The sequence below is a fragment of the Burkholderia sp. BCC1985 genome, from assembly GCF_905339915.1.
Classification (GTDB): Bacteria; Pseudomonadota; Gammaproteobacteria; order Burkholderiales; family Burkholderiaceae; genus Burkholderia.
Genome location: NZ_CAJPGY010000048.1, coordinates 1 through 24,775 on the forward strand (window position 1 = coordinate 1; position 24,775 = coordinate 24,775).

Consider the following 24,775-nt stretch of genomic DNA (forward strand, 5'->3'; position numbering starts at 1 on the left):
GGGCGCGTCCGGCGGCGCGGCCGGCCTGACGATGTGGGCCGCGATCGGCCAGATCGTGATGCTCGACATCGTGTTCTCGATCGACAGCATCGTGACCGCGATCGGCATGACCGAGCACGTCCCGATCATGTTCGTCGCGGTGATCGTCGCGGTGTCCGTGATGCTGTTCGCCGCCCAGCCGCTCGCACGTTTCATCGACCGCAACCCGACCATCGTGATGCTCGCGCTGTCGTTCCTCGTCGTGATCGGCATGACGCTGATCGCGGAAGGCTTCGGCTCGCACGTGCCGAAGGGCTATATCTACGCGGCCATGGCGTTCTCGGCGTTCGTCGAGGGCATGAACATGCTGGCGCGGCGTGCGAAGGCGAAGCGTGTGGCGCGGCGCGAAGGTCATTGAGCCAAGCGGGCGGGCCGTGGCCCGCCCGCGATTCGGAATGTCCGACGAAAGGAGAAACGCGATGAAATGTCCGGTCTGCAAGACGCCCGACCTGCTGATGGCCGAGCGGCAATCGATCGAGATCGACTACTGTCCGACGTGCCGCGGCGTGTGGCTCGATCGCGGCGAACTCGACAAGCTGATCGCGCGCGAAACCGGCGACGGGCCGGCGCGCCGCGACGAGGTGCCGGTGCGGCACGATGCGCAGGCGCCGCGCGGGCGTGACGACGGCTGGGGGCGCGACGGCCGCGCGCACGACGACCGTTACCGGCACGACGGCCGGCGTCGCAAGAAGTCGGTGTTCGACCTGTTCGATTTCGATTGACCGCGGCGCCGAGCGTGTCCTGCTCGGCACATCGAAAAAAAGCCCCGCCGCGCGTCATGCCCGGCGGGGCTTCGTCATTCGTCATGCGCGTCGCGTGACGAACACGCGCCGACGTTACGCGTTGCCGGCCGTCACGTCGATGCGGCGCGGGCGCATTTCCTCGCGGCGCGGAATCGTCAGCGTGAGCACGCCGTCGCGCAGGCTCGCATCGATCCGCGACGTGTCCAGATCGGGGCTCAGCACGAACGTGCGCACGTAGCGCGGCGCGCGGACTTCGGCGTGACGCACGCGCAAGTCGGCCGGCGTGTCGATGCGTGTGTCGGCTTCGATCGTCAGCGTGTTGTCGTGCACCTTCACGTCGAGATTTTCGCGCGGCACGCCGGGCAGGTCGGCACGCAGCGTGACGCGCTGCCTGTCTTCGACGATATCGACGGCCGGCGTGATCGCGGGCCGGCGCGCGGCTTCGGCGGCGGCTGCCTGCGCGGCACCGATCTGGCGTTCGGTCAGGGTCTGGCTGGTATTCATGTCGTTCTCCTGAAGGTTACTGAACGGTGATCGCGCGCGGCTTCGAGGCCTCGCGCCGGCCGACGCGAATCAGCAGGCAGCCGTTTTCATAACGGGCGCTGACGTTGTCGGCGTCCGCGTTCTGCGGCAGCTCGACCACGCGGCGGAACGCGCCGTGAAAGCGCTCCTGCGCGTAGGTGCGCACGTCGTCGCCGGCGTCGTGCGGTGCGGGTTTGCGCTCGCCGCTGATCGTCAGCAGGTCCTTGTCGATCGAGACGTCGAAGTCGGCCGCGGCCATGCCGGGAGCGAACGCGACGATCTCGATCGCGTCGTCGGTCGCGCCGACGTTCAGCGCGGGGAACGCGCTCGGCCGCACCGCGCGGATGCCGGTCGGAGGCTCGCCGAACAGGCTCGCCATCTGCCGCTGCACGCGGGCGAATTCGTCGAACAGGTCGTGACCGAAATGAATACCGCTCATGAGGATCCTCCGGAACATGAGACGCGAAAGACACGATGGCGCGACGCCGATGGCGAGTGCGACGCACGGTTTTCCGCTGAGTCGAAACGGGGGCAGTGCGCGTGACGGGCACTGCCTGGCAACGGGTAATTAGAGGCCGCCGCGGTGGTTTTCAAGAGGGAAAGTGCAATCGGCATCAACGCGTCGTGACGGGGATCGATGCGACAATCGTCGCGCTATCCACAGACCACGGAGACGGAACGGACATGGAGATTCAACGCATCGCGATCGTCGGGGCCGGCGTGATCGGCGCGAGCTGGGCGGCTTTCTATCTGTCGAAGGGCTTCGACGTCGTCGCGACCGATCCCGCACCGCAGGCCGACGCGCGGCTGCGCGACGCGCTCGCGGCCTTCCTCGGCGAGCGGGCCGCCGAACTTTCCGCGCGGCTGTCGTTCGACGCCGATCTCGTGCGCGCGCTCGACGGCGTCGATTTCGTGCAGGAAAACGGCCCCGAGCGGCTCGACCTGAAGCGCGCGCTGTACCGGCAGATGGACGACGTGCTGCCCGCGCGCGTGCCGATCGCGTCGAGCTCGTCGGGCCTGAAGATGTCCGAGATCCAGACCGCGTGCGACAAGCATCCCGAACGCTGCCTGATCGCGCATCCGTTCAACCCGCCGCACCTGATTCCGCTCGTCGAGCTGGTCGGCGGCAGTGCGACCGACCCGAGCGTGATCGCGCGCGTGAAGGCGTTCTACGACGCACTCGGCAAGCAGACGATCGTGCTCAACAAGGAGATGACCGGCCACGTCGCGAACCGGCTCGCGGCCGCGCTGTTTCGCGAGGTGTATCACCTCGTCGGCGAAGGCGTGGTGAGCGTCGCCGATGCGGACAAGGCGGTCGCGTGGGGGCCGGGCCTGCGCTGGGGCTTGATGGGGCAGTGCCTGACCTATCACCTCGGCGGCGGCGCGGGCGGGATCGCACACTTCCTCGAACACCTGTCGGGGCCGATCACGACGTGGTGGGACGATCTCGGCACGCCGTCGTTCGACCCGGCCGTCGATCGCAAGCTGAACGACGAACTGCGCGCGATCCAGGGCGAGTGTTCGATGCAGGAACTGGCGGCCGAGCGCGACCGGCTGCTCGTCGAGCTGGTCGACGCGCGGCGCCGCAGCTTCCTGCCCTGAGCGCGTGGCCGCGGAGCGTTCCGGTCGCGCGGTGAAAGGCTATTGCTGCGCGGCCGTTTGCGGTGCCCGCGGCGTCTGCGCGAGCCATGCGGGCTGCGCGGCCTGCACCAGTTCGCGATTGCGCGCGCGCGTCGCGGCATCCGGCGGATAGTTACCGTCGTTGGTCGGCAGTTCGCCGTCGAGGTAGGCCTGCTTCAGCTGGGCGACGACTTCCGCGCGCGTGAGGCCCTGCGCGGGGGCGGCGGCATCGGTTTGCGCAAAGGCGGGGGACAGCAGCGCGGCTGCGGCGGCCGCGACGGCGATTCGCACGACGTTCATGGTGTGCTCCGATCAAGGGGACGGGACAGCGGACGCGCGGCACACTGCCGTGCGTTCCGATGCGGCCCATTGTCGCGAGCGGGGACTGCGCGGACGCTGACGCGTTCCGGGCAAGATGGTCAGTTGCGCGCGAACACCGCGGCGGCGTTGGCGTGAAGGCGGCAGCCAGCGTTACAGCTCGGCCGCTGCCGCGATCAGCGTCGCTTCGAGCGCGAGCGTCGAGCGCGACGCGGCCGCCGGCCGGTCGATCACGTATTCGAGTTCGCCGAGTTCGGGGAGCCCCGCGTCGAGCCGCGCGAGCCCGGCCGGAATCACGTAGCCGGCGAACGCGCTGACGCCGAGCCCCGCGCTCGCGGCCGCGCGCAGCACCGCGATGCTGCTGCTCACGACGGCGATCCGGTAAGGGCGGCCGACCGCCTCGAGCGACTCGAGCACGCGGCGGCGCGATACGCTCGGCTCCGGATGCATCGCGAGCGGCAGCACGGCCTCGTGGCCGGTGATCCGCGAATCGGGGCCGGTGCACCAGTACAGCGGTTCGCTGCGGATCACGCGGCCGCGCCGGCTGCCCGCGACGCGTTTCGCGAACACCAAGTCGTGACGGCCTTCGTCGAGCGCATCGAACAGGTCGCCCGACAGCCCGGTCGAGATCGCGAGCTCGACTTCCGGATTGCGCTGCACGAAGCTCGCGAGCGCGGCCGTCAGGTGCGCGGACGCGAAATCCTCCGACATCGCGAGCCGCACCTTGCCCGACAGCGGCGGGCCGCACACCGACGTGACGGCCTCGTCCATCAGCTCGAGGATGCGCACCGCGTAGCGGAACAGCGCGTCGCCGTGCTGCGACAGGTGCACGTTGCGCGTGTCGCGCTCGAACAGCGGCCGGTCGAGCAGTTCCTCGAGGCGGCGGATGTGCTGGCTGACGGTCGACTGCGACAGGCTCACGCGTTCGGACGCGGCGGTGAAACTGCCGGACTGGGCGACGGCGACGAAGCTGCGCAGCAACTCGGGCGGTAATGGACGCATTGCTAAATCCACTGAATCGGTTTCGACAACTTCATAAATGGCCGGATGGTGCGGCGCTAGTATCGGATCACGCGCTGGTGCGGCCCATGCAAACGGGGCGCACCGGACGCGTAGCCCGTGTCGCGCCGCCGGCTCCATCGGTCAGTCTAAGCCATCCGGCGTCCGGCCCGAAACCGCATCATCCCATCGACCGCCTGAGAACGCGCTCGCACGACGAGCCGCCGGGCCGCGGCGCCCCGCCGCAGGAGACACCCAGTCCGCGCCCGGAACCGGCATGCGGGCCCGACTCCCGCACGCGTCAGGCACCCGTCACGAAGAGACTGGAGACGACTCATGATCATCTACGGAACCGCGCTGCTGGCGTTCTGCCATCTGGCCGGACTGTTCCTCGGCGACCTGCTGGGCGCAGCGATCGGCGTGAAGACCAACGTCGGCGGCGTCGGCATCGCGATGCTGCTGCTGATCTGCCTGCGCCTGTGGCTGCACCGGCGCGGCTGGCTGCCGAAGGAGACCGAGGCCGGCGTCGGTTTCTGGGGCGCGATGTACATCCCGGTCGTCGTCGCGATGGCCGCGAACCAGAACGTCGTCGCCGCGCTGAAGGGCGGCCCCGTCGCGCTGCTCGCCGCCATCGGCGCGGTCGCGATCTGCGCATGCTGCATCGCGGTACTCGTGCGCACCGGGCGCGACGACACGGCCTTCGCGGGCGTGCCGCAATTCGAAGAACAGTAACGGAGGCCGCGATGCTGCAGATGCTCGAAAAAACCGTCGCCCACAACGGGCTCGTCGCGTCGTTCGCGCTGGTCGGCCTGATCATGTGGCTGTCGTCGCTCGCGTCGCGCAAGCTCACCTTCGGCCGCGTGCACGGCTCCGCGATCGCGATCGTGATCGGCCTCGTGCTTGCGTACGTCGGCGGCGCGTTCACCGGCGGCGAGAAGGGGCTGGCCGACGTCAAGCTGTTCGCCGGCGTCGGCCTGATGGGCGGCGCGATGCTGCGCGATTTCGCGATCGTCGCGACCGCGTTCGAAGTGCAGCCGACCGAGGCGCGCAAGGCCGGCCTCGTCGGCGTCGTGTCGCTGCTGCTCGGCACCGTGCTGCCGTTCATCGTCGGCGCGTGCATCGCGCGCGCGTTCGGTTATACCGATGCGGTCAGCATGACGACCATCGGCGCGGGCGCCGTCACCTACATCGTCGGGCCCGTGACGGGCGCCGCGATCGGCGCGAGCTCCGACGTGATCGCGCTCAGCATCGCGACAGGCCTCGTGAAGGCGATCATCGTGATGATCGGCACGCCGGTCGCGGCGAACTTCATGGGCCTGAAGACGCCGCGCTCCGCGATGATCTTCGGCGGCCTCGCCGGCACCGTGAGCGGCGTGAGCGCGGGCCTCGCGGCGACGGATCGCCGGCTCGTGCCGTACGGCGCGCTGGTCGCGACGTTCCATACCGGCGTCGGCTGCCTGCTCGGGCCGTCGGTGCTGTTCTTCACGACACGCGCGCTGGTCGGCGCATAGCCGCCACGCGTGCGATCCGGGCGATCGGTGCGCAAGCGCCGGCGCGTGCGGGCCGCGGCGGGGCCGCATCCATCGCGGCGTCCTCTGAGTCGCATTCGTCAACATCATCAATCGGCGGCGGCGCCAGGCTTAGAATGCCGCTGAACCATCGAAGCGGGAGAACTGTTCATGACGGGATGGAATCACGCGCGGCAGGCGCGCGATGCACGGCTCGCGGCCGGTGCGGCCTTCGCGTGGCCCAAGGCCACTTCCTCCGGGGCGCGCGGCAAGCGGGTCGATGCGCGCGACACCGTCGCGTTGCTCGAAGCGGTGCTGCGGCCCGGCGACCGCGTTTGCCTCGAAGGCGACAACCAGAAGCAGGCCGACCTGCTCGCCACCGCGCTCGCCGACGTCGACAGCGCGAAGATCCACGACCTGCACATGGTGCAGTCGGGCGTCGTGCTGCCCGAGCATCTCGACGTGTTCGAGCGCGGCATCGCGAAGCGTCTCGACTTCGCGTATTCGGGCCCGCAGTCGCAGCGCATCGCGAAGCTGCTGTTCGGCGGCAAGATCGCGCTCGGCGCGGTGCACACCTATCTTGAACTGTTCGCCCGCTACTTCATCGACCTCACGCCGCAGGTCGCGCTGATCGCCGCGGTCAGCGCCGATGCCGACGGCAACCTGTACACCGGCCCGAACACGGAAGACACACCGACCGTCGTCGAGGCCACCGCGTTCAAGGACGGCATCGTGATCGCGCAGGTCGACCGCATCGTCGACAAGGTGCCGCGCGTCGACATTCCGGGCGACCGCGTGCATTTCGTCGTCGAGGCCGGCCGGCCGTTCTACGTCGAGCCGCTGTTCACGCGCGACCCGGCCGCGATCACCGAGACCCAGATCCTCACCGCGATGCTCGCGATCAAGGGCATCTACGAACCGTACGGCATCAAGCGCCTGAACCACGGGATCGGCTTCAACACGGCCGCGATCGAGCTGCTGCTGCCGACCTACGGCGCGAAGCTCGGGCTTAAGGGCAAGGTCTGCACGCACTGGGCGCTCAATCCGCACCCGACGCTGATTCCCGCGATCGAATCGGGCTGGGTCGAGCAGGTTCACTGCTTCGGCTCCGAAGTCGGGATGGACGACTACATCCGCGCGCGCTCCGACGTGTGGTTCACGGGCCCCGACGGGTCGCTGCGCTCGAACCGCGCGTTCTGCCAGACCGCCGGCCTCTACGCATGCGACATGTTCATCGGCTCGACGCTGCAGATCGACCTGTCCGGCCATTCGTCGACGGTCACGGCCGAGCGGATCGCCGGCTTCGGCGGCGCGCCGAACATGGGCAGCGACGCACGCGGCCGGCGTCACCCGAGCGAGCCGTGGCTGAAGGCCGGTGCGGAGGCCGACCCCGACACGCCGGCGGCGCTCAGGCGCGGCCGCAAGCTGGTCGTGCAGATCGGCGAGACGTTCGGCGACAAGAACGTGCCGATGTTCGTCGAGAAGCTCGACGCGCTGAAGCTCGCCGACAAGCTGCAGCTCGACCTCGCGCCGATCATGGTCTACGGCGACGACGTCACGCACATCGTCACCGAGGAAGGGATCGCGAACCTGCTGATGTGCCGCGACAAGGACGAACGCGAGCATGCGATCCGCGGCGTGGCCGGCTATACGGAAGTCGGCCGCGGCCGCGATCGCAGGCTGGTCGAGCGGCTGCGCGAGCGCGGCGTGATCCGCCGCCCAGAGGATCTCGGCATCGATCCGCTCGACGCCGACCGCCGCTGGCTTGCCGCGCGCTCGATCAAGGATCTCGTGCACTGGTCGGGCGGCCTGTATGCGCCGCCGGCCCGGTTCCGCAACTGGTGAGGAAGAGGGCATGGAACAGTTGAACTATCGCTTCACCGCGCGCGAACGCGCGCAGGGCGAACTGGCCACGGCGCTCGTCGGCGTGGTCGCGTCCGGCAATCTCGAGGTGCTCGTCGAGCGCGTGCTGCCGGGCAACGAATGCGAGATCGACATCCGCACCGCGGCGGTCGGTTTCGGCGCGGTGTGGCAGGCCGTCGTGTCGGACTTCGTCGAACGGCGCGCACCGGGCGGCCTGAAGCTGTCGATCAACGACGGCGGCGCGCGGCCCGACATGGTGTCGCTGCGGCTCGCGCAGGCCGTGCGAGCGATCGAGGGAGGCGCATGATGACCGACGCGATCCAAGACGCACCCGCATTCGTCGCGAACCGCGCGAGCTGGTACGAAGCGTCGGCGCGCCAGCGCGTCGACGGGCTGCTCGACGCGGGCAGCTTCACCGAATTTCTCGGACCGGGCGATCGTGTGACGAGCCCGCACTTGCCGCTGTTCGACCTGCCGCAGCAGTTCGACGACGGCATGGTGGTCGGCCGCGGCCGGCTCGACGGCACGCCGGTGTTGGTCGCCGCGCAGGAGGGCCGCTTCATGGGCGGCGCGTTCGGCGAAGTGCACGGCGCGAAGCTCACGGGGCTGCTGCGTGCGGCGCGCGACCTCGGCACGCCGGTGCTGATCCTGTTCGATACGGGCGGCGTGCGGCTGCAGGAAGCGAATGCGGGCGAACTGGCGATCGCCGAGATCATGCGTGCGCTCGTCGACGCGCGCGCGGCCGGCGTGCCGGTGATCGGGCTGATCGGCGGGCGCGCGGGCTGCTACGGCGGCGGCGGCCTGCTCGCCGCGTGCTGTTCGGCGCTCGCGGTGTCGGAGCAGGGGCGCATCAGCGTGTCGGGGCCCGAGGTGATCGAGACCAATCGCGGCGTCGAGGAATTCGATGCGAAGGACCGCGCGCTGATCTGGCGCACGATGGGCGGCAAGCATCGTCGATTGATCGGCGGCGCGGACCGCTACGTGGCCGATACGCCCGACGCGTTTCGCGCGGCCGCGCTCGACCTGATCGGCCGTGCGCCGAACTTCGACGCGGCGATGCTGCGCGCGGAGCAGGCGCGTCTCGAAGCGCGCGTCGAACGGTTCGGCGCATGCAAGGACGCGCTCGACGTGTGGCGTGCGCTCGGCGCGAGCGAGCCGGAAGCGATTCCCGGCATGCCCGACGATGAATTCGCGAAGCTCGCCGATCAACTGCAGGAGGCGCAGCATGACGCTCGATGAAGTATTGACCTCGCTGTTCCCGAACGGCCACGCGATCACGCGGACCGGCGGCTTGCTGGCGGGGCACGCTGATCTGACCGGCACGCGCGTCGACGTGATCGGCGTCGCCGACCGGCTGCCGTTCGGCATCGACGAAGCCGTGACGGTCGCGTCGCACGTGCTCGACACGATCGGGCGCGGCGGCGACACGCCGATTCTCGTGCTCGTCGACAGCGACAGCCAGCGGATGAGCAAGCGCGACGAACTGCTCGGCCTGAACGAAGGCTTGTCGCATCTCGCGAAATGCCTGATGCACGCGGAGCTCGCCGGGCACCGGACGATCGGCCTGCTGTACGGCCATACGGCCGCGGGCGCGTTCATCGCGACCGCGCTCGCGACGCGCACGCTGCTCGCGTTGCCGGGCGCGGAGCCGGAAGTGATGGACCTGCCGTCGATGTCGCGCGTGACGAAGCTGCCGATCGACGTGCTGAAGGAGATGGCGCGCTCGACGCCGGTGTTCGCGCCGGGACTCGACAATCTCGTGAAGATGGGCGCCGTCGACGCCGTGCTCGACCCGGCCCGCGCGCTCGACGCGCAGGTCGCCGAATGGCTCGGCAAGCCGGCCGATCGCAACGACGTGCGTGCGGCGCGCGGCCGGCCGGTCGCGGCCGACGTCGCGCGGCGTGTCGAGGCACTCGCGCGTGCCGCACGCTGATACGCCGCTGCGCCGCCACACGCTCGTCACGCTGACGGCGGCCGGGTGGGGCGCGGCCTGCGCGCGCGATCCGGCGCTGGCGGCCGATCCGCTCGTGCAGGCGTGGGCCGCGCACGGCTGGCCGCTGATCGTGCGCCGCGCGTCGCCGGACGAGGCCGATGCGGGGCGCATCCCGCTCGGCTTGCCGCTGCCGCCTTCGGCGGGCAAACGGCGCGTTGCACTGAGCGTCGCCGCCGACGCGCTCGCGTCGCTCGGTCCGCTGCCCACGCTCGCCGATGTGCTCGCTGTCGCGCCCGACGCATGGCACGCGACGCTGCGCGACCTGGCTGCGCTCGGCGCCCGCTGCGGCGTGCAGGGCCGCGTATTCGGCAGCCTCGCATGGCAGGCGCTGACGGGAGAGCGCTACCTGAGCGCGTCGTCCGATCTCGACATCGTGTTTCCGCTGCCGGACGCCGCATCGCTCGCCGCGCTGCTCGACGGCCTGGCGACACTCGATGAACACGCGCCGATGCGCATCGACGGCGAACTGCTGCGTGACGACGGTGCGGGGGTGAACTGGCGCGAGCTGCATGCTCGGCTGCCCGAAGTCGCGGTCAAGACTGCAATCGCCGTCGAATTGATGCCTGCCGACGCATTCACCGGAGGCACGCGATGAGTGCGTGGGCCGCCTGCCGCGCGCCGGTGCCGTCCGATGCCGAGCGCATCGCCGAACTCGCCGAGCACAGCCTCGTGCTGGAAATCGACACCTATCCGAAGCCGGGCCTCGTCAGTCATGTCGACACCGGCAGTCACGCGGACATGGATGCCACGATGTTCGTGCGCAGCGCGGCCGTGCTGCGGCCGTACTTCGCGGAGCTCGCCGAAGCCGGCGCGCGTGACGCGGACATGGCCGTGCTGCGCAAGATCGGGCTGCGCGCGGAACACGCGATGCTTGCCGCGACCGGCGGCGTCAACACGCATCGCGGCGCGATCTTCGGGCTCGGGCTGCTGTGCGCGGCCGCCGGCCGCCGCACGGTGCCGGGCACCGCGGCACGCACGCTGACGCTCGGCGCGTTCGTCGCGCGGCGCTGGGGCACCGAGATCCTCGGCGGCCCGCGGCTGCCCGACAGTCACGGCGAGTGCGCGAGCCGCCGCTACGGCGTCGGCGGCGCGCGTCGCGAGGCGGCCGACGGGTTCACGACCGTGTACGACGTCGGGCTGCCGGCCCTGCGCCGCGCGCGGCGCTGCGTGCCGGACGATCCGGAGGCCGCGCGCGTCGACGCCTGCTTCGCGCTGATCGCCGCGCTCGACGATACGAACCTGCTGCACCGCGGCGGGCAGGCCGGCCTCGATTTCGCGCGTGCCACGGCACGCGCATTCGTTGCCCGCGGCGGCATCCGCGCCCGCGACTGGCGACTGCGCGCGGCCGCCGCGCACCGCGCGTTCGTCGCGCGCCGGCTGAGCCCGGGCGGCGCGGCCGACCTGCTGGCGATGAGCGTGTTCGTCGATGCGCTCGAAACGGATGAAACGGATGAAACGGACGAGACGGGCGAAACGGGCGAGACGAACGAGGCGGGACGATGACGCTGGCGATCCTCTGTTCGGGGCAAGGTGCGCAGCGTGCGGACATGTTCGAGCTGACCGGCGCGGCGCCGCAAGCCGATGCGCTGTTCGCGCACGCCGGCCGGCTCCTCGGCGACGATCCGCGCGACTGGGTACGACACGCGGAACCGGATGCGCTGCGTGAGAACCGCGCTGCGCAGATCCTCTGCACGGTGCAGGCGCTTGCGGCGACGATGTTGCTCGAGGCGATGTGGCCGCGGCGTCGTTGCGTCGCGGGGTACAGCGTCGGCGAGGTCGCATCGTGGAGCGTCGCGGGGATGATCGATCCGCACGACGCGCTGGCGCTGGCCGATGCGCGCGCGCGCGCCATGGATGCCGCGAGCGGCGGCGATGAACGGATGGCATTCGTGCGCGGGCTCACGCGTGCGCGGCTCGCGCAACTCTGCGACGGCCGCGATGCGGCGATCGCGATCGCCAATCCCGGCGATGCGTTCGTGCTGGCCGGGCGGCAGGCCGACGTCGCCGCGGTGGCCGACGCCGCCGCACGCGACGGTGCGCTGCGCGTCGCGCCCGTGTGCGTGCGGATCGCGTCGCACACGCACCGGCTCGCGGCGGCGGTGCCCGCGTTTCGCGCATCGCTGGCCGCCGTGAACGTGCGCCGGCCGCTGCCCGGCACGCGACTGTTTTCGGGGATCGACGGCGCGTCGGTGCTCGATGTCGACGCCGGGCTCGACAAGCTCGCGCGCCAGATCGCGGAGCCGGTCGAGTGGGCGGCCTGCCTGGCCGCGTGCGTCGAGGCCGGTGCGACCGCGTTTCTCGAACTCGGCCCGGGCCGCGCACTGGCCGAGATGGCGGGCAGCGCGTATCCGGCGCTGCCGGCACGCAGCGTCGCGGATTTCCGTTCCGTCGACGGTATCGCGAGCTGGCTCGCGCGCGTCGCGGCCGGCTGACCGGCGGCGGGCGAGCGGCCGGATCACGCGCCGGAACCGCTTCGAATCCAGTTCGAGATTCGGTTCGAAATCCGCCTGCCGACCGGTCGTTCCGCGCCGGGTGTTGCGCCGGCGCAGCAGCGCTGCAGCAGGCGCTTGTCATGCGAATTGGCGTCGCTACAATGGCGCCCGCCATGAGACCAGCCGCCTTCCTCGTCGCCGCGCTTTGCTGCGTGGCGACCGCCCACGCCAGCCCGATTCCGTCCGACGCCGCCGCGGTCGGCAGGTACTTTTCGTATGACAATGCGGCGGCCGACGCGACCGTCGACCTGATCGGTCAGGCGCAGCGTCGCGTGCTGCTGGCCGGCTACGCGTACGTGCCGCCAGCGGTCGCGGCGGCGCTGCGCGCGGCGCGTTCGCGCGGGATCGACGTGCGGGTCGTGCTGGTGCGCTCGCCGCGTGCGGGCAAGTACAGCGGCGCCGGCTATCTGAAATCGGCCGGCATCGACGTCGCGATCGATTCGCGGCACGGCGACCCCGCACCGCGCTTCGTGATCGTCGACGACAGCGTCGCGCTGACGACGCTGTCCGACGACGCGGCCGCGCACGCGGAAACGGTCAACGTGTTCCAGCGCGCGCCGGAACTCGCGCAGTCGTACGCGCAGTCGTTCTGGCGGCTGTATCGGCAGGCCGGCGGGCTCTGAGCGCTTGACGGCAGCCCGCCCCGGGCGAACGCCACCCATCCTTTTCCTTGCCGCGATCGGCCTGCCGCGGACGCCGGTATGACCCTGCTTGCATCGGCGTGTCCGATGAACCATGCTCGTTGAACAGGTGCCGGCGCGCAGTCGCGCATCCGGCCCAACGGCAGGGAGCCGATCTTGACCGAGTGTTTTGCCGATCGCGCCGACGCGGGTCGTCAGCTTGCGCTCGCGCTGCACGACTATGCGGGGCGTCGCGACGTCGTCGTGCTCGCGCTGCCGCGCGGCGGCGTACCGGTTGCATTCCCGATCGCGCAGGCGCTGCGCGCGCCGCTCGACGTGCTGGTCGTGCGCAAGCTCGGCATGCCCTCCGATCCCGAATTCGCGATCGGCGCGATCGCGACCGGCGGGGCGATCCACCTGCAGCACGCGGCGATCCGCGCGATGGGCGTGTCCGATTCCCAACTGGCCGACGTGATCGTGCGCGAGACCGCCGAACTGCAGCGCCGCGACACGCTGTATCGCGGCGCGCGGCCGCCGCTGCCGGTCGACGGTCGCATCGCGATCGTCGTCGACGACGGCATCGCGACCGGCGCGTCGATGCGCGTCGCACTGCAGGCGCTGCGCAAGCGCCATCCCGCGCGCATCGTGGCCGCCGCACCCGTCGCGCCGGCCGGCGCCCAGCATGCGTTCGACGATCTGGCCGATGCGTTCGTGACGGTGTCGCAGCCGCTGCGCTTCTTCGGGATCAGCCAGTTCTACGCGCGTTTCGACCAGACCGGCGACGACGAGGTGCGCGCGCTCCTCGATGCGGCCCGCGGGCCGGACGACGACCTCACGTCCGCCTGACCCGGCGCCGGCGCGATCGCGGGCGAACGGCTTCGGCCTGCGCGAACACGCGCTGCAGCGCCGGATGGACGTTGCCGTGCCAGCGCGCGCCCGTGAACAGCCCGTAGTGATCGCAGTCGTCGATATCGAGACGCTGGCGCTCGCCGGCTTTGAGGCCGCGGCACATGTCGAGTGCCGCATGCGTCTGGCCGGCGCCGGTGACGGCGTCTCGACCGCCTTCGACCGTCAGCAGCGCGACGCCGCGCAGCGCGGCCGGCTCCACGCGCTGGCCGCCGACTTGCCACGTGCCGTTCGCGAGGCACATCCGCTGGAACACGATATCGACGGTATCCAGGAAGTATTCGGCCGGCATGTCGAGCAGCGCCGTGTATTCGCGCAGCGCGCGCCGCGCGTCGGCCAGCGCCGTCAGGTCGAAGTGCGACGCGGCGCGCGCGTAGTCCTCGATCAGCGTCAGGAAGCGTTGCGGATACAGCAGCGCGATCTCGCCCTGCTGAAGATAGGTCGGGAACACGTGCCGGCCACGGCCGGGGAAGCGGGGCGGCACGATGTCGATCAGGTGGCGGCGGCACCACGTGAGCGAACGGGACGCGGCCGTGGTGCCGAGCGTGGTCGGGTTGATGCGTGCGTCGAGCGGCCCGCCGATCAGCGTGACGCTCGCGGGCGGTGCGTGGCCGCGCGCGGCGCGCAGCGCGAGTGCGCCGAGTGCGGGAACGGTGGCCTGGCATACGGCGACGACGTGCAGCGGCCGGTCGTCGCGGGCGAGCGCGTCGACGAAGCCGTCGAGCGTCGCCACGTACTCGTCGAGCCCGAAGCGGCCCGCCGCGAGCGGGACGTCGCGCGCATTGACCCAGTCGGTCACGCAGACGTCGCCGTCCGCGAGCAGCGCCTCGACGGTCTCCCGCATCATCACGGCCGCGTGCCCCGCGAGCGGCGCACACAGCAGCACCGCGCGCCGCGCATCGTCGCGTGCGAAGCGCCGCAACTGGCAGAACGGCGTGCGCGCGACGATCCGCTCGTCGACGGCCGGCCGCCGGATCTCGAAGCGCGGCGGCCCGGCGGCCGGCCCGAGGAGCGGCTCGAACAGGTCGTCGTAGCACGACGACACGGCGTGCGGCAGCGTCGCGGCGGGCCATACGTCGAACGCGTGGCGCGTCGCTTCGCGCCAGGCGCGCATCCATTCCCGCTGCTGCTCGACGACGTCGTACCACATGGCGAACCTCGAGGCGGAAGGGGGGTGAATCTGCATTATGGTCACTCCGGGCGCGCAGCGGGTGTCGGAAACGTGACCGGACGACGCGGATTTCGCCGCGCGTTTCGGCGGCATCGCGCTAGGCACCGGCGCACGGCGCTGCTACAGTCGTCGGTCCCATTCCCTCAAGCGGAGCGTTTGCGATGAAGCTGATCGGCATGCTGGATTCCCCGTTCGTGCGTCGTGTCGCCATATCGGCGAAGCTGCTCGACCTGCCGTTCGAACACGAGTCGGTCTCGGTGTTTCGTCAGTTCGACCGGTTCCGGTCGTTCAGCCCGGTCGTGAAGGCGCCGACGCTCGTGACCGACGACGGTGCGACGCTGCTCGATTCGTCGCTGATCGTCGACTACCTCGACCATCGCGTCGCGCCGGAGCGGCGCCTGTTGCCCGACGCCGCCGACGCGCGGCTGCGCACGCTGGTGCCGGTCGGCCTCGCGCTGGCGGCGGCCGAGAAGACGGTGCAGGTGGTGTACGAGCACGCTTTGCGGCCGACCGACAAGCAGCACGCGCCCTGGCTCGAGCGCGTGCTGAGCCAGCTCGAGGCCGCGTACGGCGAACTCGAGCCGCTCGTCGCGGCCGCGAACGGCTGGTTCGGCGGCGCGCGGCTGCTGCAGTCGGACGTGACCGTCGCGGTCGCCTGGCGCTTCACGCAATTCATGGCCGCCGATTATCCGGCGCTCGCGCGGATCGATCCGGCCCGGTATCCGGCGCTGGCCGCGCATTCGGCGCGTGCGGAAGCGCTGCCGGCGTTTGTCGAGACGCCGCTCGCCTGAATCCGGCGTCGATCGCGGCGGCACGGGAACGACAGCGGGCGACGGCGGCGCGTCCGGCCCCGCCGCGTCGGAACCGGGCCGGCATTCGGCGCGTATCGACCCAACCGCAGTGCGCGGCGCGTCCGGCCGCGCGTTATTGTTCGGCGCGACGTGCGGAAAACCACGTCGCGCCGCTGCACTTTATGCGCCCGCGCGACCGCGCGCCGCCCGCTCGGCCCCGTCCGGCAAGGACGAGCCGATTGTTCTCCGCCGCTGACAAGTGACTTCGCATTCGCGCCGTTTATCCGGATGCGGGCCGTCCCTAGAATCCACTCCATCGAATACGCATTGCCTGATGGAGCCGATGATGAGAGCGCTGATCGAATCGAGTTTGTACCACCCGTCCGTCGTGTTGCCGCTTGCCGCGCTGACGCAACTGATGGTCGAGCGCGACTTCAATCTCGGCCAGGTCGGCCTGATCGTCGCCGCGCGGGGCGCGCAGGCAGCCGTGTCGCGTTCGCGTGCGCTGATCTTCTGCCGCCACTGCGAAGCGCACGCATGAACCCGCGTCACGTCTACGGATGAAAAAACGCCCGGCCGGCGCAAGCCGGTCGGGCGGATCGGGTTCGATCGGGCCCCGGCTTCGGCCGGGGCTTTTTCATGGGCGAGCGGGCGACGCTCAGGCGCGTGCGGTCGACACGACGCCGTAGATTTCCGCGTCGTCTTCCTCGCGCAGCTGGCGCGCCAGCTGGTGTGCCTCGCGGCGCGACGCGACGGCCGGCGGCGAGCCCTTGAGCGGCTGGCGTGCGGTTTCGGCGAGTGCGACGACCGACACGATGCCGATCACGGCCGCGCCCATCATGTAGTACGCGGGCATCATCAGGTTGTGGGTCACGTCGACGAGCCACGCGGTGACGAGCGGCGTCGTGCCGCCGAACAGCGACACCGACACGTTGAAGCCGATCGCGAGCGCGCCGTAGCGGATCTCGGTCGGGAACAGCGCCGGCAGCGCCGACGGCATCACACCGGTGAAGCACGACAGCAGCACGCCGAGGATCAGCAGGCCGCTGAACACCGACGCAGTGGTGCCCGCATGAATCAGCATCATCGACGGGATCGACAGCGCGAGCAGGCCGACGCAGCCGGCCAGCATCACGGGCTTGCGGCCGACCTTGTCCGACAGGCGGCCGGCGGCGAGCGTCAGCGGCATCATCAGCACCATCACGATCAGCACCAGCACGAGGCTGTGCGACTCGTCGAAGTGCAGCGTCGACGACATGAAGCTCGGCAGGTACGACAGCACCATGTAGTCGGTCACGTTGAAGATCAGCACGAGGCCGACGCAGAGCAGCAGCGCGCGCCAGTTGCGCATCAGCGTCTCGCGGAAGCGCGCCTTCGGCACGGCCTTGTCCTGCGCTTCCCGCTCCTCGGCCTGGCGCTTGAACGCCGGCGTTTCCTCGAGCTTCATCCGGATGTACAGGCCGATCAGGCCGAGCGGGCCCGCGATCAGGAACGGCACGCGCCAACCCCACGACAGCAGCGCTTCCTGCGACAGCGACGCGGTGAGCAGCGCGACGACGCCGGCGCCCATCACATAGCCGATCAGCGTGCCGAACTCGAGGAAGCTGCCCATGAAGCCGCGGCGCTTGTCGGTCGAGAACTCGGCGATGAAGGTGGCGGCGCCGCCGTATTCGCCGCCGGTCGAGAAGCCCTGCACGAGGCGGGCGACGAGCAGCAGCACGGGCGCCATGATGCCGATCGACGCGTAGCTGGGGATCAGGCCGATCGCGAAGGTGCCGACGGCCATCATGATCATGGTGGCGGCGAGCACGCGCTGGCGGCCGATGCGATCGCCGAGCGGGCCGAACACCATGCCGCCGAGCGGGCGCACGAGGAACGCGGCCGCGAACGTGCCGAAGGTCGCGAGCAGCTGCGCGGACGGGCTGCTGGACGGGAAGAACACCTTGCCGAGCGTGACGGCGATATAGCTGTAGACGCCGAAGTCGAACCATTCCATCGCATTGCCGATGGCCATCGCGCTGACGGCGCGCTTGAGCAGGCTCTGGTCGACGACGGTAATGTCGTCCGCGGCGAGCGGAGCCTCGCCGGACGACGTGGAGGAAGAAGCAGCGGTCGGGCTGACGTGTGTTGCGGTCAAGGTCATGCACTCCTTTGACTGCGCCGGAACGGGCGGGCCGTCCGACACGGTTTGCCGGCGAGCGCGATGTCGTGTGCTGCGCGTCGGGGCAGGCCATTTAAGCGCTTACTGCACATGAGGCGGTAAAGGGCCGTAAGGGACTGCTTCGACGCGGGCCCGATGGGCCGTCGCGACGGTGCGCTCATGAAGAATGGGCCGCGTGATGCGAGCGGCAGATGCCGGCGCGGACGGAGTCCGGCGTTCCGGCAAGCGCCCCGGAGGGGCAACGAAACGAGAAAAGCGGGCCTGTCGGGCGGGCTTTCCTGTGGATGCAATTTCGGTCGAAGCACCGGCCCGCAATGCGCGGACGGACTTCTTGCGAAATCGAATAGACAGAGATTGAATGTTGAAACAGGCGACATGATAGCACGATGGCAGACGATCGTGCAAATTGCCGGGAATCCCCCGTCTGGCGGCGGTTCCGGCGGGGTCGGCTCCGGTATGATCGGCGGCGCGCGGCGGGGTCGCGCGGCCCGCCGGATGGGGGCCGAATCTGCGGGGAACCGGATGACCGAACTGATCAGGATTGCGGCGTTGTTCGCCGTCACTGCACTGGCCGAGATCGTCGGCTGCTACCTGCCGTGGCTCGTGCTGAAAGGCGGAAGGCCCGTCTGGCTGCTGGTGCCTGCCGCGCTGTCGCTCGCGTTGTTCGCGTGGCTGCTGACGCTGCACCCGAGCGCGGCAGGGCGCACGTACGCGGCGTACGGCGGCGTGTATATCGCGGTGGCGCTGATCTGGCTGCGGGCGGTCGACGGCATCGCGCTGACCCGCTGGGATGTGGCGGGCGCGATGCTCGCGCTCGGCGGGATGGCCGTCATCGCACTGCAGCCGCGCGCTTGAGCGCGGCTGCAGGCACGGCTTCGGCTCGTGAGACGCCGCGTCAGGCGGCTTCGGCGGCGTCCGCGTCGGCGGACTTGCGCCATACGCAGGCGCCCTTGACCGACTTGTCGAGTTCGTCGAGCTGGGTCTGGTGCGCGGCCAGTTCGTCGTCGCTCGCCGCGAGTACCGGCAGGTCGAGCGACGCAAGCGCCACGCGCTGGCCGTTCGCCGCGCCGCCATCGGCGCCTGCGTCGTCGAGCATGTCGATCACGAGGCTGTCCTGGCCGCGCGTCATCGCGAGATAGACCTCGGCGAGCAGCTCCGAGTCGAGCAGTGCGCCGTGCAGCGTGCGGTGCGCGTTGCTGATGCCGAACCGGTCGCACAGTGCGTCGAGCGAATTGCGCTTGCCGGGGAACATCTGCTTGGCCTGCACCAGCGTGTCAATCACGCCGCCGCAATGCTCGGTGAACGGCGGCAGGTCGAGCCGCGCGAATTCGGCGTCGAGGAACCCGAGGTCGAACGGCGCGTTGTGGATGATCAGCTCGGCGTCCTTCACGAAGTCGCGGATCTGGTCGACGACTTCCGCGAACTTCGGCTTGTCGCTCAGGAATTCGGTCGTGAGGCCGTGCACGGCCAGCGCGCCCGGATCGCTGTCGCGCTCGGGGTTCACGTAGATGTGCAGGTTGTTGCCGGTGAGCCGCCGGTTCAGCAGCTCGACGCAGCCGATTTCGATCAGGCGGTCGCCCGTGCGGGGGTTCAGGCCGGTGGTTTCGGTATCGAGAATGATCTGGCGCATGTCGGATAAATCGGGAAAGACGGTAGGGCGGCCTGCGTTCAGGCTGCGATTCAGGCCGCGAGCGATGCGACGCCGCGGTTCGCGAGCGCGTCCGCGCGTTCGTTTTCGGGATGGCCCGCATGGCCCTTCACCCAGCGCCACTCGACCTCGTGCTGCGCGACGAGCGCGTCGAGCCGCTTCCACAGGTCGGCGTTCTTCACCGGGGTTTTCGCCGCGGTGACCCAGCCCTTCTTCTTCCAGCCGTGGATCCACTCGCTGATGCCTTTCTGCACGTACTGCGAGTCGGTATGGACGATCACGCGGCACGGCCGCTTCAGCGCCTCGAGCGCGGCGATCACGCCCATCAGCTCCATGCGGTTGTTGGTCGTGTTCGGCTCGCCGCCGAACAGCTCCTTTTCGCGGTCGCCGTAGCGCAGCAGTGCGCCCCAGCCGCCGGGGCCGGGGTTGCCCTTGCAGGCGCCGTCGGTATAGATGTCGATGGTGTCGGTGGTCATGAGTGTTCTTGATGGGTGGTCGGGGTGGCCGCCGGCGTCAGGCCCGGCGCGAGCACGGGCTTCTTCATCTTGATCGGGCCGACGAGACGCATGCCGCGCACGCGCTTGACGGCGGTGACCATGTAGACGGCGCCGAAGATCGGCCACCAGCGGTCGCCGGCGGCTTCCATGAAGCCGTAGCGGGCAAGCCATTTGTCGGTGACGAGCGGCGGCCGGTAGCAGCCGAAGCGGCCGCGCTCGAGATCGAAGCCGAGCAGCTTGATCCAGTCCTTGAGCCGGATGAACGCGATCTGGTCGCGTGCGGCCGGCACGAACGGGCGGTTGGCCATGCGCCCGAACGACTGCCGCATGCCCCACAGGCTCAGCGAATTGAAGCCGGTGATCACGAGCTGGCCTTCCGGCATCAGCACGCGTTCGGCCTCGCGCAGCAGGCGGTGCGGGTCGGACGTGAATTCGAGCGTATGCGGCATCACGATCAGGTCGACGCTCTGCGACTCGAACGGCAGGTCGAGCAGGTCGCACCAGGTCGTGCTGCGATCGGCCGGCGCATGCTCGGGCGCATGCGCCTCGCGCGCCCACGGATACTGGTAGGGCGCGCTCGCGCCGCTCGCCGGGTCGAGCACGAGGCCGCGATACGGCATGCGGTTCTCGCGCAGCGCGTCGAGCTGCGGCAGGCCGAGTTGCAGCGCGTGAAACCCGAAGACGTCGGACACGATCCGGTCGAGCTGCGCCTGCTCCCAGTCCAGCACGTAGCGGCCGGGTGGCGAGTCGGTCCAGGCGGGCCAGTCTATAATTTGACGATCGGACATAACGATGATTGCGTGCCCATGAACGAGCTGGAATATGTGCCGGTGCCGGCATTCGAAGACAACTATATCTGGCTCGTCTCGGACGGCCGCGATGCGATCGCCGTCGATCCGGGTGAAGCCGCGCCGGTACGCCGTGTTCTTGCCGAACGCGGCTGGCGCTTGACCGCTATTTTACTCACGCACCATCACGCCGACCACGTCGGCGGTGTCGCGGCGCTGCGCGATGGCCAACCGGACGATGTGCCGCTGGTCGTTTATGGCCCGGCGGAAGAATCGATCGACGTGGTCACGCGCCCGCTCGCGGGCGGCGATCGCGTGACGCTCGACGCACCGGCGCTTGCGTTCGACGTGCTCGACGTGCCGGGTCATACGCGCGGCCACATCGCCTATTTCCAGGCGGCCGGGCAGGGCGCGGCCACGCCTCACGTGTTCTGCGGAGATACACTGTTCTCATGCGGTTGCGGCCGGCTGTTCGAAGGCACGCCCGCGCAGATGCTCGCGTCGCTCGACGCGCTCGCGGCGCTGCCCGGCGACACGCGCGTGCATTGCGCACACGAATACACGCTGTCGAACATCCGCTTCGCGCTCGCGTGCGAACCGGGCAATGCGGCGCTCGCCGCCTGGCGCGACGATGCGCAGGCGCTGCGCGCGCGCGGCGTGCCGACGCTGCCCACGACGATCGCGCACGAACGTGCCGTCAACCCGTTCATGCGGTCGGACAGCGCGGCCATCCATGCGACGCTCGAGGCCGAGCTGCACGAAACGGTGCCGGATCGACTGGCGGCATTCACGCTGATGCGCGAGTGGAAAAACCGGTTCCGATGACGATTTCGGGAGGACTCCAAACCTCAGGTAGCGTCTGTAAAAATTGCTGCAAATGTAGGATTTCGCTGAGTTTTCGGTGTTTTTATTGACGTGAAGCACGCACTTCCGTAGTATCGCCAGCAATTTCCAGCCGTCGGAAGCCGAGATTTTCATGCGACTTATATTGAGTGCGATGGTGGTCCTGCTGCTCGCCGCTTGCGCGAGCCAGGCCCCTGTCGCCAACAACGCCGCCGATTCGCAGGCGACGTCCAACTACCTCCGTAAATCAGCCACCGCCAAAGAAACTGTCGACGTCGACAAGCAATCCGTCGGCGACCTGACCAGTGCCGACTCCGATCTCTGGGGCCGCATTCGCCGCGGCTTCCAGATGCCCGACCTGCAGAGCGACCTCGTCGACATGCAGACGACCTGGTACACGCAGCGTCCCGATTACGTGCAGCGCATGACCGAGCGCTCGCAGAAGTACCTCTATCACATCGTCGAGGAGCTCGAGGCGCGCCACATGCCGACCGAGCTCGCGCTGCTGCCGTTCATCGAGTCCGCGTTCAATCCGCAGGCGCTGTCGGTCGCGAAGGCGGCCGGCATGTGGCAGTTCATGCCGGGCACGGGCCGCACGTACAACCTGAAGCGCAACATGTGGCAGGACGAGCGTCGCGACGTGCTCGCGTCGACGAGCGCCGCGCTCGACTACCTGTCGCGCCTGCATGACATGTTCGGCGACTGGTATCTCGCACTGGCCGCGTACAACTGGGGCGAAGGCAACGTGCAGCGCGCGATCGCGCGCAACCAGGCGGCCGGCCTGCCGACCGACTACCAGAGCCTGCGGATGCCGAACGAGACGCGCAACTACGTGCCGAAGCTGCAGGCGGTGAAGAACATCATCGCGAATCCGCAGCAGTTCGGCCTGACGCTGCCGGAGATCCCCAACCACCCGTATTTCGTGACGGTCACGACGGCGCGCGACATCGACGTGGCGGTGGCCGCGAAGCTCGCGAATCTGTCGCTCGACGAGTTCCGCTCGCTGAACCCGTCGTTCGCGAAGCCGGTGATCCTCGGCGCGACCGAGCCGCAGATCCTGCTGCCGTTCGACAACGCGGCGGCGTTCGAGAAGAACCTGAAGGCCTACAACGGCCAGTTGTCGACGTGGACCACCTATACGGTGAGCGAGCGCGCGCGCCCGGCCGCGATCGCCGAGAAGATCGGCGTGGACGCCGACACGCTGATGTCGGTCAACAAGATTCCGGCCGGCATGCGCCTGAAGCCGGGCTCGACGATCGTCGTGCCGCGCGGCGATGACGACGACGAGGACATCAGCGCGGACGTCGCGGAAAACGGTGTGCTCGCGATGGAGCCCGACGTGCCCGACACGCGCAAGATGCTGATCCGCGTGCGCCGCAAGCAGTCGATGGCGGCGATCGCCGGCCGCTACGGCGTGTCGGTCGCGCAGCTGAAGGCATGGAACCGCACGCATCGCGATCTCGCGATGCCGGGCCAGGCGCTCGTGCTGCACGTGCCGGTCGGCCGCGCGGTGCCGGCCGAGCCGGGGCCGGAGCGGATCGCGACGTCGACCGCCGGCGCGCATATCGAGCGCGCGAGCCTGTCGGTCGGCGGCAAGTCGCGCGGCGCGAAGCACGGTGCCGCGAAGCCGGCGGCCCGCGTGGCCAAGGCCGCGCCCGCGAAGGCTGCACCGAAGGCCGCTGCGCACAAGGGCAAGAAGTAACGCGGCCGCGATCGCGGCGCGGCGGCCCGACCGGGGCGCGCGATTGCGTTATCATCCGACGAAACGCGTAGCAACGCCGTCACCGAGGTGACGGCGTTTTCGTTTGTGCGCGGCAGCGCGGCCGCCGCTGCGCGCAGTCACAAGGAGAAGCGATGTCGTCGGTGCAGGTGAGGGTGCTCGCGCTGTTTGCGATCGGATATTTCGTGTCGTACGTGTTCCGCGGCGTCAATCTCGGCTTCGCGCCGTTCGTCACGCACGAGCTCGGGCTGTCGGCCGCCGATCTCGGGCTGCTCACCAGTCTCTATTTCCTCGGCTTCGCCGGCGCGCAGATTCCGGCCGGCGTGCTGCTCGACCATTTCGGCCCGCGCCGTGTGGCGGCCGGGATGCTGCTGTTCGCGGCAGCCGGCGCCGCCGTGTTCGGCATCGCGCACGACCTCGGCACGATGATGGTCGGCCGGCTCCTGATCGGCGTCGGCGTGTCGGTGTGTCTCGGCGCGGCGTTCAAGGCGCTCGCGCAGCATTTTCCGGTCGGCCGGCTGCCGCTCGTCAACGGCCTCGTGATGGCGGTCGGCGGCCTGGGCGGCGTCGCGGTCGGCTCGCCGCTGACCTGGCTGCTCGGCGTGACGAGCTGGCGCGTGATCTGCGGCGGCCTCGCGGTGCTGACGATCGTCGTCGCGGCCGCGATCGGCCTCGGTGCGCCGGAAGCCGAGCGGCCGCGTCAGCAGGGCGGGATCGTCAGCCAGTTCAAGGGCACGTGGCACATCCTGGGCAGCCGTGCGTTCTGGAAGATCTCGTCGTTCTCGATCGTCACGCAGGGCGTGTTCTATGCGATGCAGTCGCTGTGGGTCGGCCCGTACCTGCGCGACGTCGCGGGGTTCGATGCGCAGCACGCCGCGCGGCTCGTGTCGGTGCTCGGCTTCGCGATGATGGCGGGCTGCGTCGGCTTCGGCGCGGCGGCGCGCGTGCTCGAGCGCCGCGGGGTGTCCGTCCAGGCATTTTGCGGCATCGGCATGGCGCTGTTCGTCGCCACGCAGGGCGCGATCGTCGCGCGCGTGCCGCTGCCGCCGGCCGTGCTGTGGGCGGCCTACGGGATGTTCGGCGGCGTCGGGATCCTGACCTACGCGGTGCTGGCCGGTCACTTTCCGGCGCATCTGATCGGCCGCGCAAATACGACGCTGACGCTCGTGATCTTCGTGCTGATCTTTGCGTTCCAGATCGGCATCGGCGCGGTGCTGTCGCACTGGCCGGCCATCGACGGCCATTACCCGGCCGCCGCGCACGTCACCGCGTGGAGCGTGCTGCTCGCGCTGCAGCTCGCGAGCGCGGTCTGGTGCGTGTGGCCCGCGCGCAGCGCTGGCAAGCACGTTGATCCGGCGGTACGCTGACGGGTGGGGCGGCTGCGGAAACGGGGCCGCAGCAACGAGTGTCGTGCGCGACCGCGCGCCGTCACGCGCGCCGCATGCACGATCGGACGGCCATATCGATTGAAGATAAGGCCATTTTCGGGCTATAATTTGAAAGTTTGTGCTGATCAACCTCGCACCCTAGCGC

Annotated in this window: 29 protein-coding genes; 20 read left to right on the forward strand and 9 right to left on the reverse strand. The window is 69.8% G+C overall.

Annotated elements, in window-relative coordinates:
* Together U4Z31_RS31300 and U4Z31_RS31305 are read left to right on the forward strand one after the other, a co-directional pair.
* Nucleotides 1-397, forward strand: a 397-nt coding sequence (locus tag U4Z31_RS31300) for a TerC family protein (protein ID WP_321812374.1), incomplete at its 5' end; no start/stop codon positions are given.
* Nucleotides 398-458: 61 nt separating this feature from the next.
* On the forward strand, nucleotides 459-761 hold the full coding sequence (locus tag U4Z31_RS31305) for a zf-TFIIB domain-containing protein (RefSeq protein WP_044844924.1): 303 nt from the start codon (nucleotides 459-461) through the stop codon (nucleotides 759-761).
* 114 nt (nucleotides 762-875) lie between these two features.
* Here the strand turns inward: U4Z31_RS31305 and U4Z31_RS31310 are convergent, their stop codons facing one another.
* Both U4Z31_RS31310 and U4Z31_RS31315 read right to left on the reverse strand, forming a co-directional pair.
* Nucleotides 876-1,286, reverse strand: a complete 411-nt coding sequence (locus tag U4Z31_RS31310; RefSeq protein WP_321812375.1) for an Hsp20/alpha crystallin family protein — start codon at nucleotides 1,284-1,286, stop codon at nucleotides 876-878.
* Between the two features lie 16 nt (nucleotides 1,287-1,302).
* Entirely contained in the window at nucleotides 1,303-1,743 is a 441-nt protein-coding gene (locus U4Z31_RS31315; protein WP_044844922.1) for an Hsp20/alpha crystallin family protein, read from the reverse strand.
* Between the two features lie 245 nt (nucleotides 1,744-1,988).
* Here U4Z31_RS31315 and U4Z31_RS31320 point away from each other — a divergent pair, with 245 nt between their 5' ends.
* Nucleotides 1,989-2,906 (forward strand): 3-hydroxyacyl-CoA dehydrogenase NAD-binding domain-containing protein, encoded by a 918-nt coding sequence (locus tag U4Z31_RS31320; protein WP_321812376.1) that lies wholly within the window; start codon nucleotides 1,989-1,991, stop codon nucleotides 2,904-2,906.
* Between the two features lie 39 nt (nucleotides 2,907-2,945).
* Here the strand turns inward: U4Z31_RS31320 and U4Z31_RS31325 are convergent, their stop codons facing one another.
* Together U4Z31_RS31325 and U4Z31_RS31330 are read right to left on the reverse strand one after the other, a co-directional pair.
* Nucleotides 2,946-3,224, reverse strand: a complete 279-nt coding sequence (locus U4Z31_RS31325) for a DUF4148 domain-containing protein (RefSeq protein WP_044844920.1) — start codon at nucleotides 3,222-3,224, stop codon at nucleotides 2,946-2,948.
* Nucleotides 3,225-3,395: 171 nt separating this feature from the next.
* Complete coding sequence (locus U4Z31_RS31330) at nucleotides 3,396-4,244, reverse strand: LysR substrate-binding domain-containing protein (RefSeq protein WP_039322076.1); 849 nt, start codon at nucleotides 4,242-4,244, stop codon at nucleotides 3,396-3,398.
* A gap of 333 nt (nucleotides 4,245-4,577) precedes the next feature.
* Here U4Z31_RS31330 and madL point away from each other — a divergent pair, with 333 nt between their 5' ends.
* From madL to U4Z31_RS31385, 11 genes are all read left to right on the forward strand, one after another.
* Complete coding sequence (madL, locus tag U4Z31_RS31335; RefSeq protein WP_044844919.1) at nucleotides 4,578-4,973, forward strand: malonate transporter subunit MadL; 396 nt, start codon at nucleotides 4,578-4,580, stop codon at nucleotides 4,971-4,973.
* An 11-nt stretch (nucleotides 4,974-4,984) separates the two neighbouring features.
* Nucleotides 4,985-5,752, forward strand: a complete 768-nt coding sequence (gene madM / locus U4Z31_RS31340; protein WP_044844918.1) for a malonate transporter subunit MadM — start codon at nucleotides 4,985-4,987, stop codon at nucleotides 5,750-5,752.
* A 168-nt stretch (nucleotides 5,753-5,920) separates the two neighbouring features.
* A complete protein-coding gene (gene mdcA, locus U4Z31_RS31345; RefSeq protein WP_124892397.1) occupies nucleotides 5,921-7,594 on the forward strand; it encodes a malonate decarboxylase subunit alpha in 1,674 nt (557 codons plus the stop codon).
* A 10-nt stretch (nucleotides 7,595-7,604) separates the two neighbouring features.
* Nucleotides 7,605-7,919, forward strand: coding sequence for a malonate decarboxylase acyl carrier protein (gene mdcC / locus U4Z31_RS31350; RefSeq protein ID WP_044844916.1), 315 nt, complete (start codon nucleotides 7,605-7,607; stop codon nucleotides 7,917-7,919).
* Nucleotides 7,916-8,851 (forward strand): biotin-independent malonate decarboxylase subunit beta, encoded by a 936-nt coding sequence (locus U4Z31_RS31355; protein WP_321812377.1) that lies wholly within the window; start codon nucleotides 7,916-7,918, stop codon nucleotides 8,849-8,851. Before mdcC ends, U4Z31_RS31355 begins: the two co-directional genes overlap by 4 nt.
* Entirely contained in the window at nucleotides 8,838-9,545 is a 708-nt protein-coding gene (gene mdcE / locus U4Z31_RS31360) for a biotin-independent malonate decarboxylase subunit gamma (protein WP_321812378.1), read from the forward strand. Before U4Z31_RS31355 ends, mdcE begins: the two co-directional genes overlap by 14 nt.
* Nucleotides 9,532-10,200, forward strand: a complete 669-nt coding sequence (gene mdcG, locus U4Z31_RS31365; RefSeq protein ID WP_321812379.1) for a malonate decarboxylase holo-[acyl-carrier-protein] synthase — start codon at nucleotides 9,532-9,534, stop codon at nucleotides 10,198-10,200. The genes mdcE and mdcG overlap by 14 nt, the downstream gene beginning before the upstream one ends.
* Nucleotides 10,197-11,108: a triphosphoribosyl-dephospho-CoA synthase MdcB gene (mdcB, locus tag U4Z31_RS31370; RefSeq protein WP_321812380.1), complete on the forward strand. Its 912-nt coding sequence runs from the start codon at nucleotides 10,197-10,199 to the stop codon at nucleotides 11,106-11,108. The genes mdcG and mdcB overlap by 4 nt, the downstream gene beginning before the upstream one ends.
* Nucleotides 11,105-12,037: a malonate decarboxylase subunit epsilon gene (gene mdcH, locus U4Z31_RS31375; protein ID WP_321812381.1), complete on the forward strand. Its 933-nt coding sequence runs from the start codon at nucleotides 11,105-11,107 to the stop codon at nucleotides 12,035-12,037. Before mdcB ends, mdcH begins: the two co-directional genes overlap by 4 nt.
* 161 nt (nucleotides 12,038-12,198) lie before the next feature.
* Entirely contained in the window at nucleotides 12,199-12,720 is a 522-nt protein-coding gene (locus tag U4Z31_RS31380) for a phospholipase D-like domain-containing protein (protein WP_321812382.1), read from the forward strand.
* 174 nt (nucleotides 12,721-12,894) lie between these two features.
* Nucleotides 12,895-13,563: a phosphoribosyltransferase gene (locus U4Z31_RS31385; RefSeq protein WP_321812383.1), complete on the forward strand. Its 669-nt coding sequence runs from the start codon at nucleotides 12,895-12,897 to the stop codon at nucleotides 13,561-13,563.
* On the opposite strand, the gene phaZ is transcribed toward U4Z31_RS31385, so the two are convergent.
* On the reverse strand, nucleotides 13,550-14,773 hold the full coding sequence (gene phaZ / locus U4Z31_RS31390; RefSeq protein WP_321812384.1) for a polyhydroxyalkanoate depolymerase: 1,224 nt from the start codon (nucleotides 14,771-14,773) through the stop codon (nucleotides 13,550-13,552). The two genes, U4Z31_RS31385 and phaZ, sit on opposite strands and share 14 nt — an antisense overlap.
* A 182-nt stretch (nucleotides 14,774-14,955) precedes the next feature.
* Here phaZ and U4Z31_RS31395 point away from each other — a divergent pair, with 182 nt between their 5' ends.
* Both U4Z31_RS31395 and U4Z31_RS31400 read left to right on the forward strand, forming a co-directional pair.
* Entirely contained in the window at nucleotides 14,956-15,585 is a 630-nt protein-coding gene (locus U4Z31_RS31395; RefSeq protein ID WP_044844909.1) for a glutathione S-transferase family protein, read from the forward strand.
* Nucleotides 15,586-15,928: 343 nt separating this feature from the next.
* Nucleotides 15,929-16,126 (forward strand): hypothetical protein, encoded by a 198-nt coding sequence (locus U4Z31_RS31400; RefSeq protein ID WP_044844954.1) that lies wholly within the window; start codon nucleotides 15,929-15,931, stop codon nucleotides 16,124-16,126.
* Nucleotides 16,127-16,243: 117 nt separating this feature from the next.
* Here U4Z31_RS31400 and proP read toward each other — a convergent pair whose 3' ends face one another.
* Nucleotides 16,244-17,728, reverse strand: coding sequence for a glycine betaine/L-proline transporter ProP (gene proP / locus U4Z31_RS31405; RefSeq protein WP_321812385.1), 1,485 nt, complete (start codon nucleotides 17,726-17,728; stop codon nucleotides 16,244-16,246).
* Between the two features lie 540 nt (nucleotides 17,729-18,268).
* On the opposite strand from proP, the gene U4Z31_RS31410 reads away from it, so the two are divergent.
* Nucleotides 18,269-18,601, forward strand: coding sequence for a YnfA family protein (locus U4Z31_RS31410; RefSeq protein ID WP_044844907.1), 333 nt, complete (start codon nucleotides 18,269-18,271; stop codon nucleotides 18,599-18,601).
* A gap of 40 nt (nucleotides 18,602-18,641) precedes the next feature.
* On the opposite strand, the gene dnaQ is transcribed toward U4Z31_RS31410, so the two are convergent.
* From dnaQ to U4Z31_RS31425, 3 genes are read right to left on the reverse strand one after another with little or no spacing between them, the layout of a single operon-like run.
* Nucleotides 18,642-19,376: a DNA polymerase III subunit epsilon gene (gene dnaQ, locus U4Z31_RS31415; RefSeq protein ID WP_044844906.1), complete on the reverse strand. Its 735-nt coding sequence runs from the start codon at nucleotides 19,374-19,376 to the stop codon at nucleotides 18,642-18,644.
* 50 nt (nucleotides 19,377-19,426) lie between these two features.
* Entirely contained in the window at nucleotides 19,427-19,870 is a 444-nt protein-coding gene (rnhA, locus tag U4Z31_RS31420; protein ID WP_044844905.1) for a ribonuclease HI, read from the reverse strand.
* Nucleotides 19,867-20,679 (reverse strand): class I SAM-dependent methyltransferase, encoded by an 813-nt coding sequence (locus U4Z31_RS31425; protein ID WP_044844904.1) that lies wholly within the window; start codon nucleotides 20,677-20,679, stop codon nucleotides 19,867-19,869. The genes rnhA and U4Z31_RS31425 overlap by 4 nt, the downstream gene beginning before the upstream one ends.
* An 18-nt stretch (nucleotides 20,680-20,697) precedes the next feature.
* Here U4Z31_RS31425 and gloB point away from each other — a divergent pair, with 18 nt between their 5' ends.
* The 3 genes from gloB (at nucleotide 20,698) to U4Z31_RS31440 (ending at nucleotide 24,609) form a co-directional block, all read left to right on the forward strand.
* Entirely contained in the window at nucleotides 20,698-21,504 is an 807-nt protein-coding gene (gloB, locus tag U4Z31_RS31430; protein WP_321801425.1) for a hydroxyacylglutathione hydrolase, read from the forward strand.
* A 151-nt stretch (nucleotides 21,505-21,655) separates the two neighbouring features.
* On the forward strand, nucleotides 21,656-23,224 hold the full coding sequence (locus U4Z31_RS31435) for a transglycosylase SLT domain-containing protein (protein ID WP_321812386.1): 1,569 nt from the start codon (nucleotides 21,656-21,658) through the stop codon (nucleotides 23,222-23,224).
* 152 nt (nucleotides 23,225-23,376) lie between these two features.
* Nucleotides 23,377-24,609, forward strand: a complete 1,233-nt coding sequence (locus U4Z31_RS31440) for an MFS transporter (RefSeq protein ID WP_321812387.1) — start codon at nucleotides 23,377-23,379, stop codon at nucleotides 24,607-24,609.
* Nucleotides 24,610-24,775: the final 166 nt, after the last annotated feature.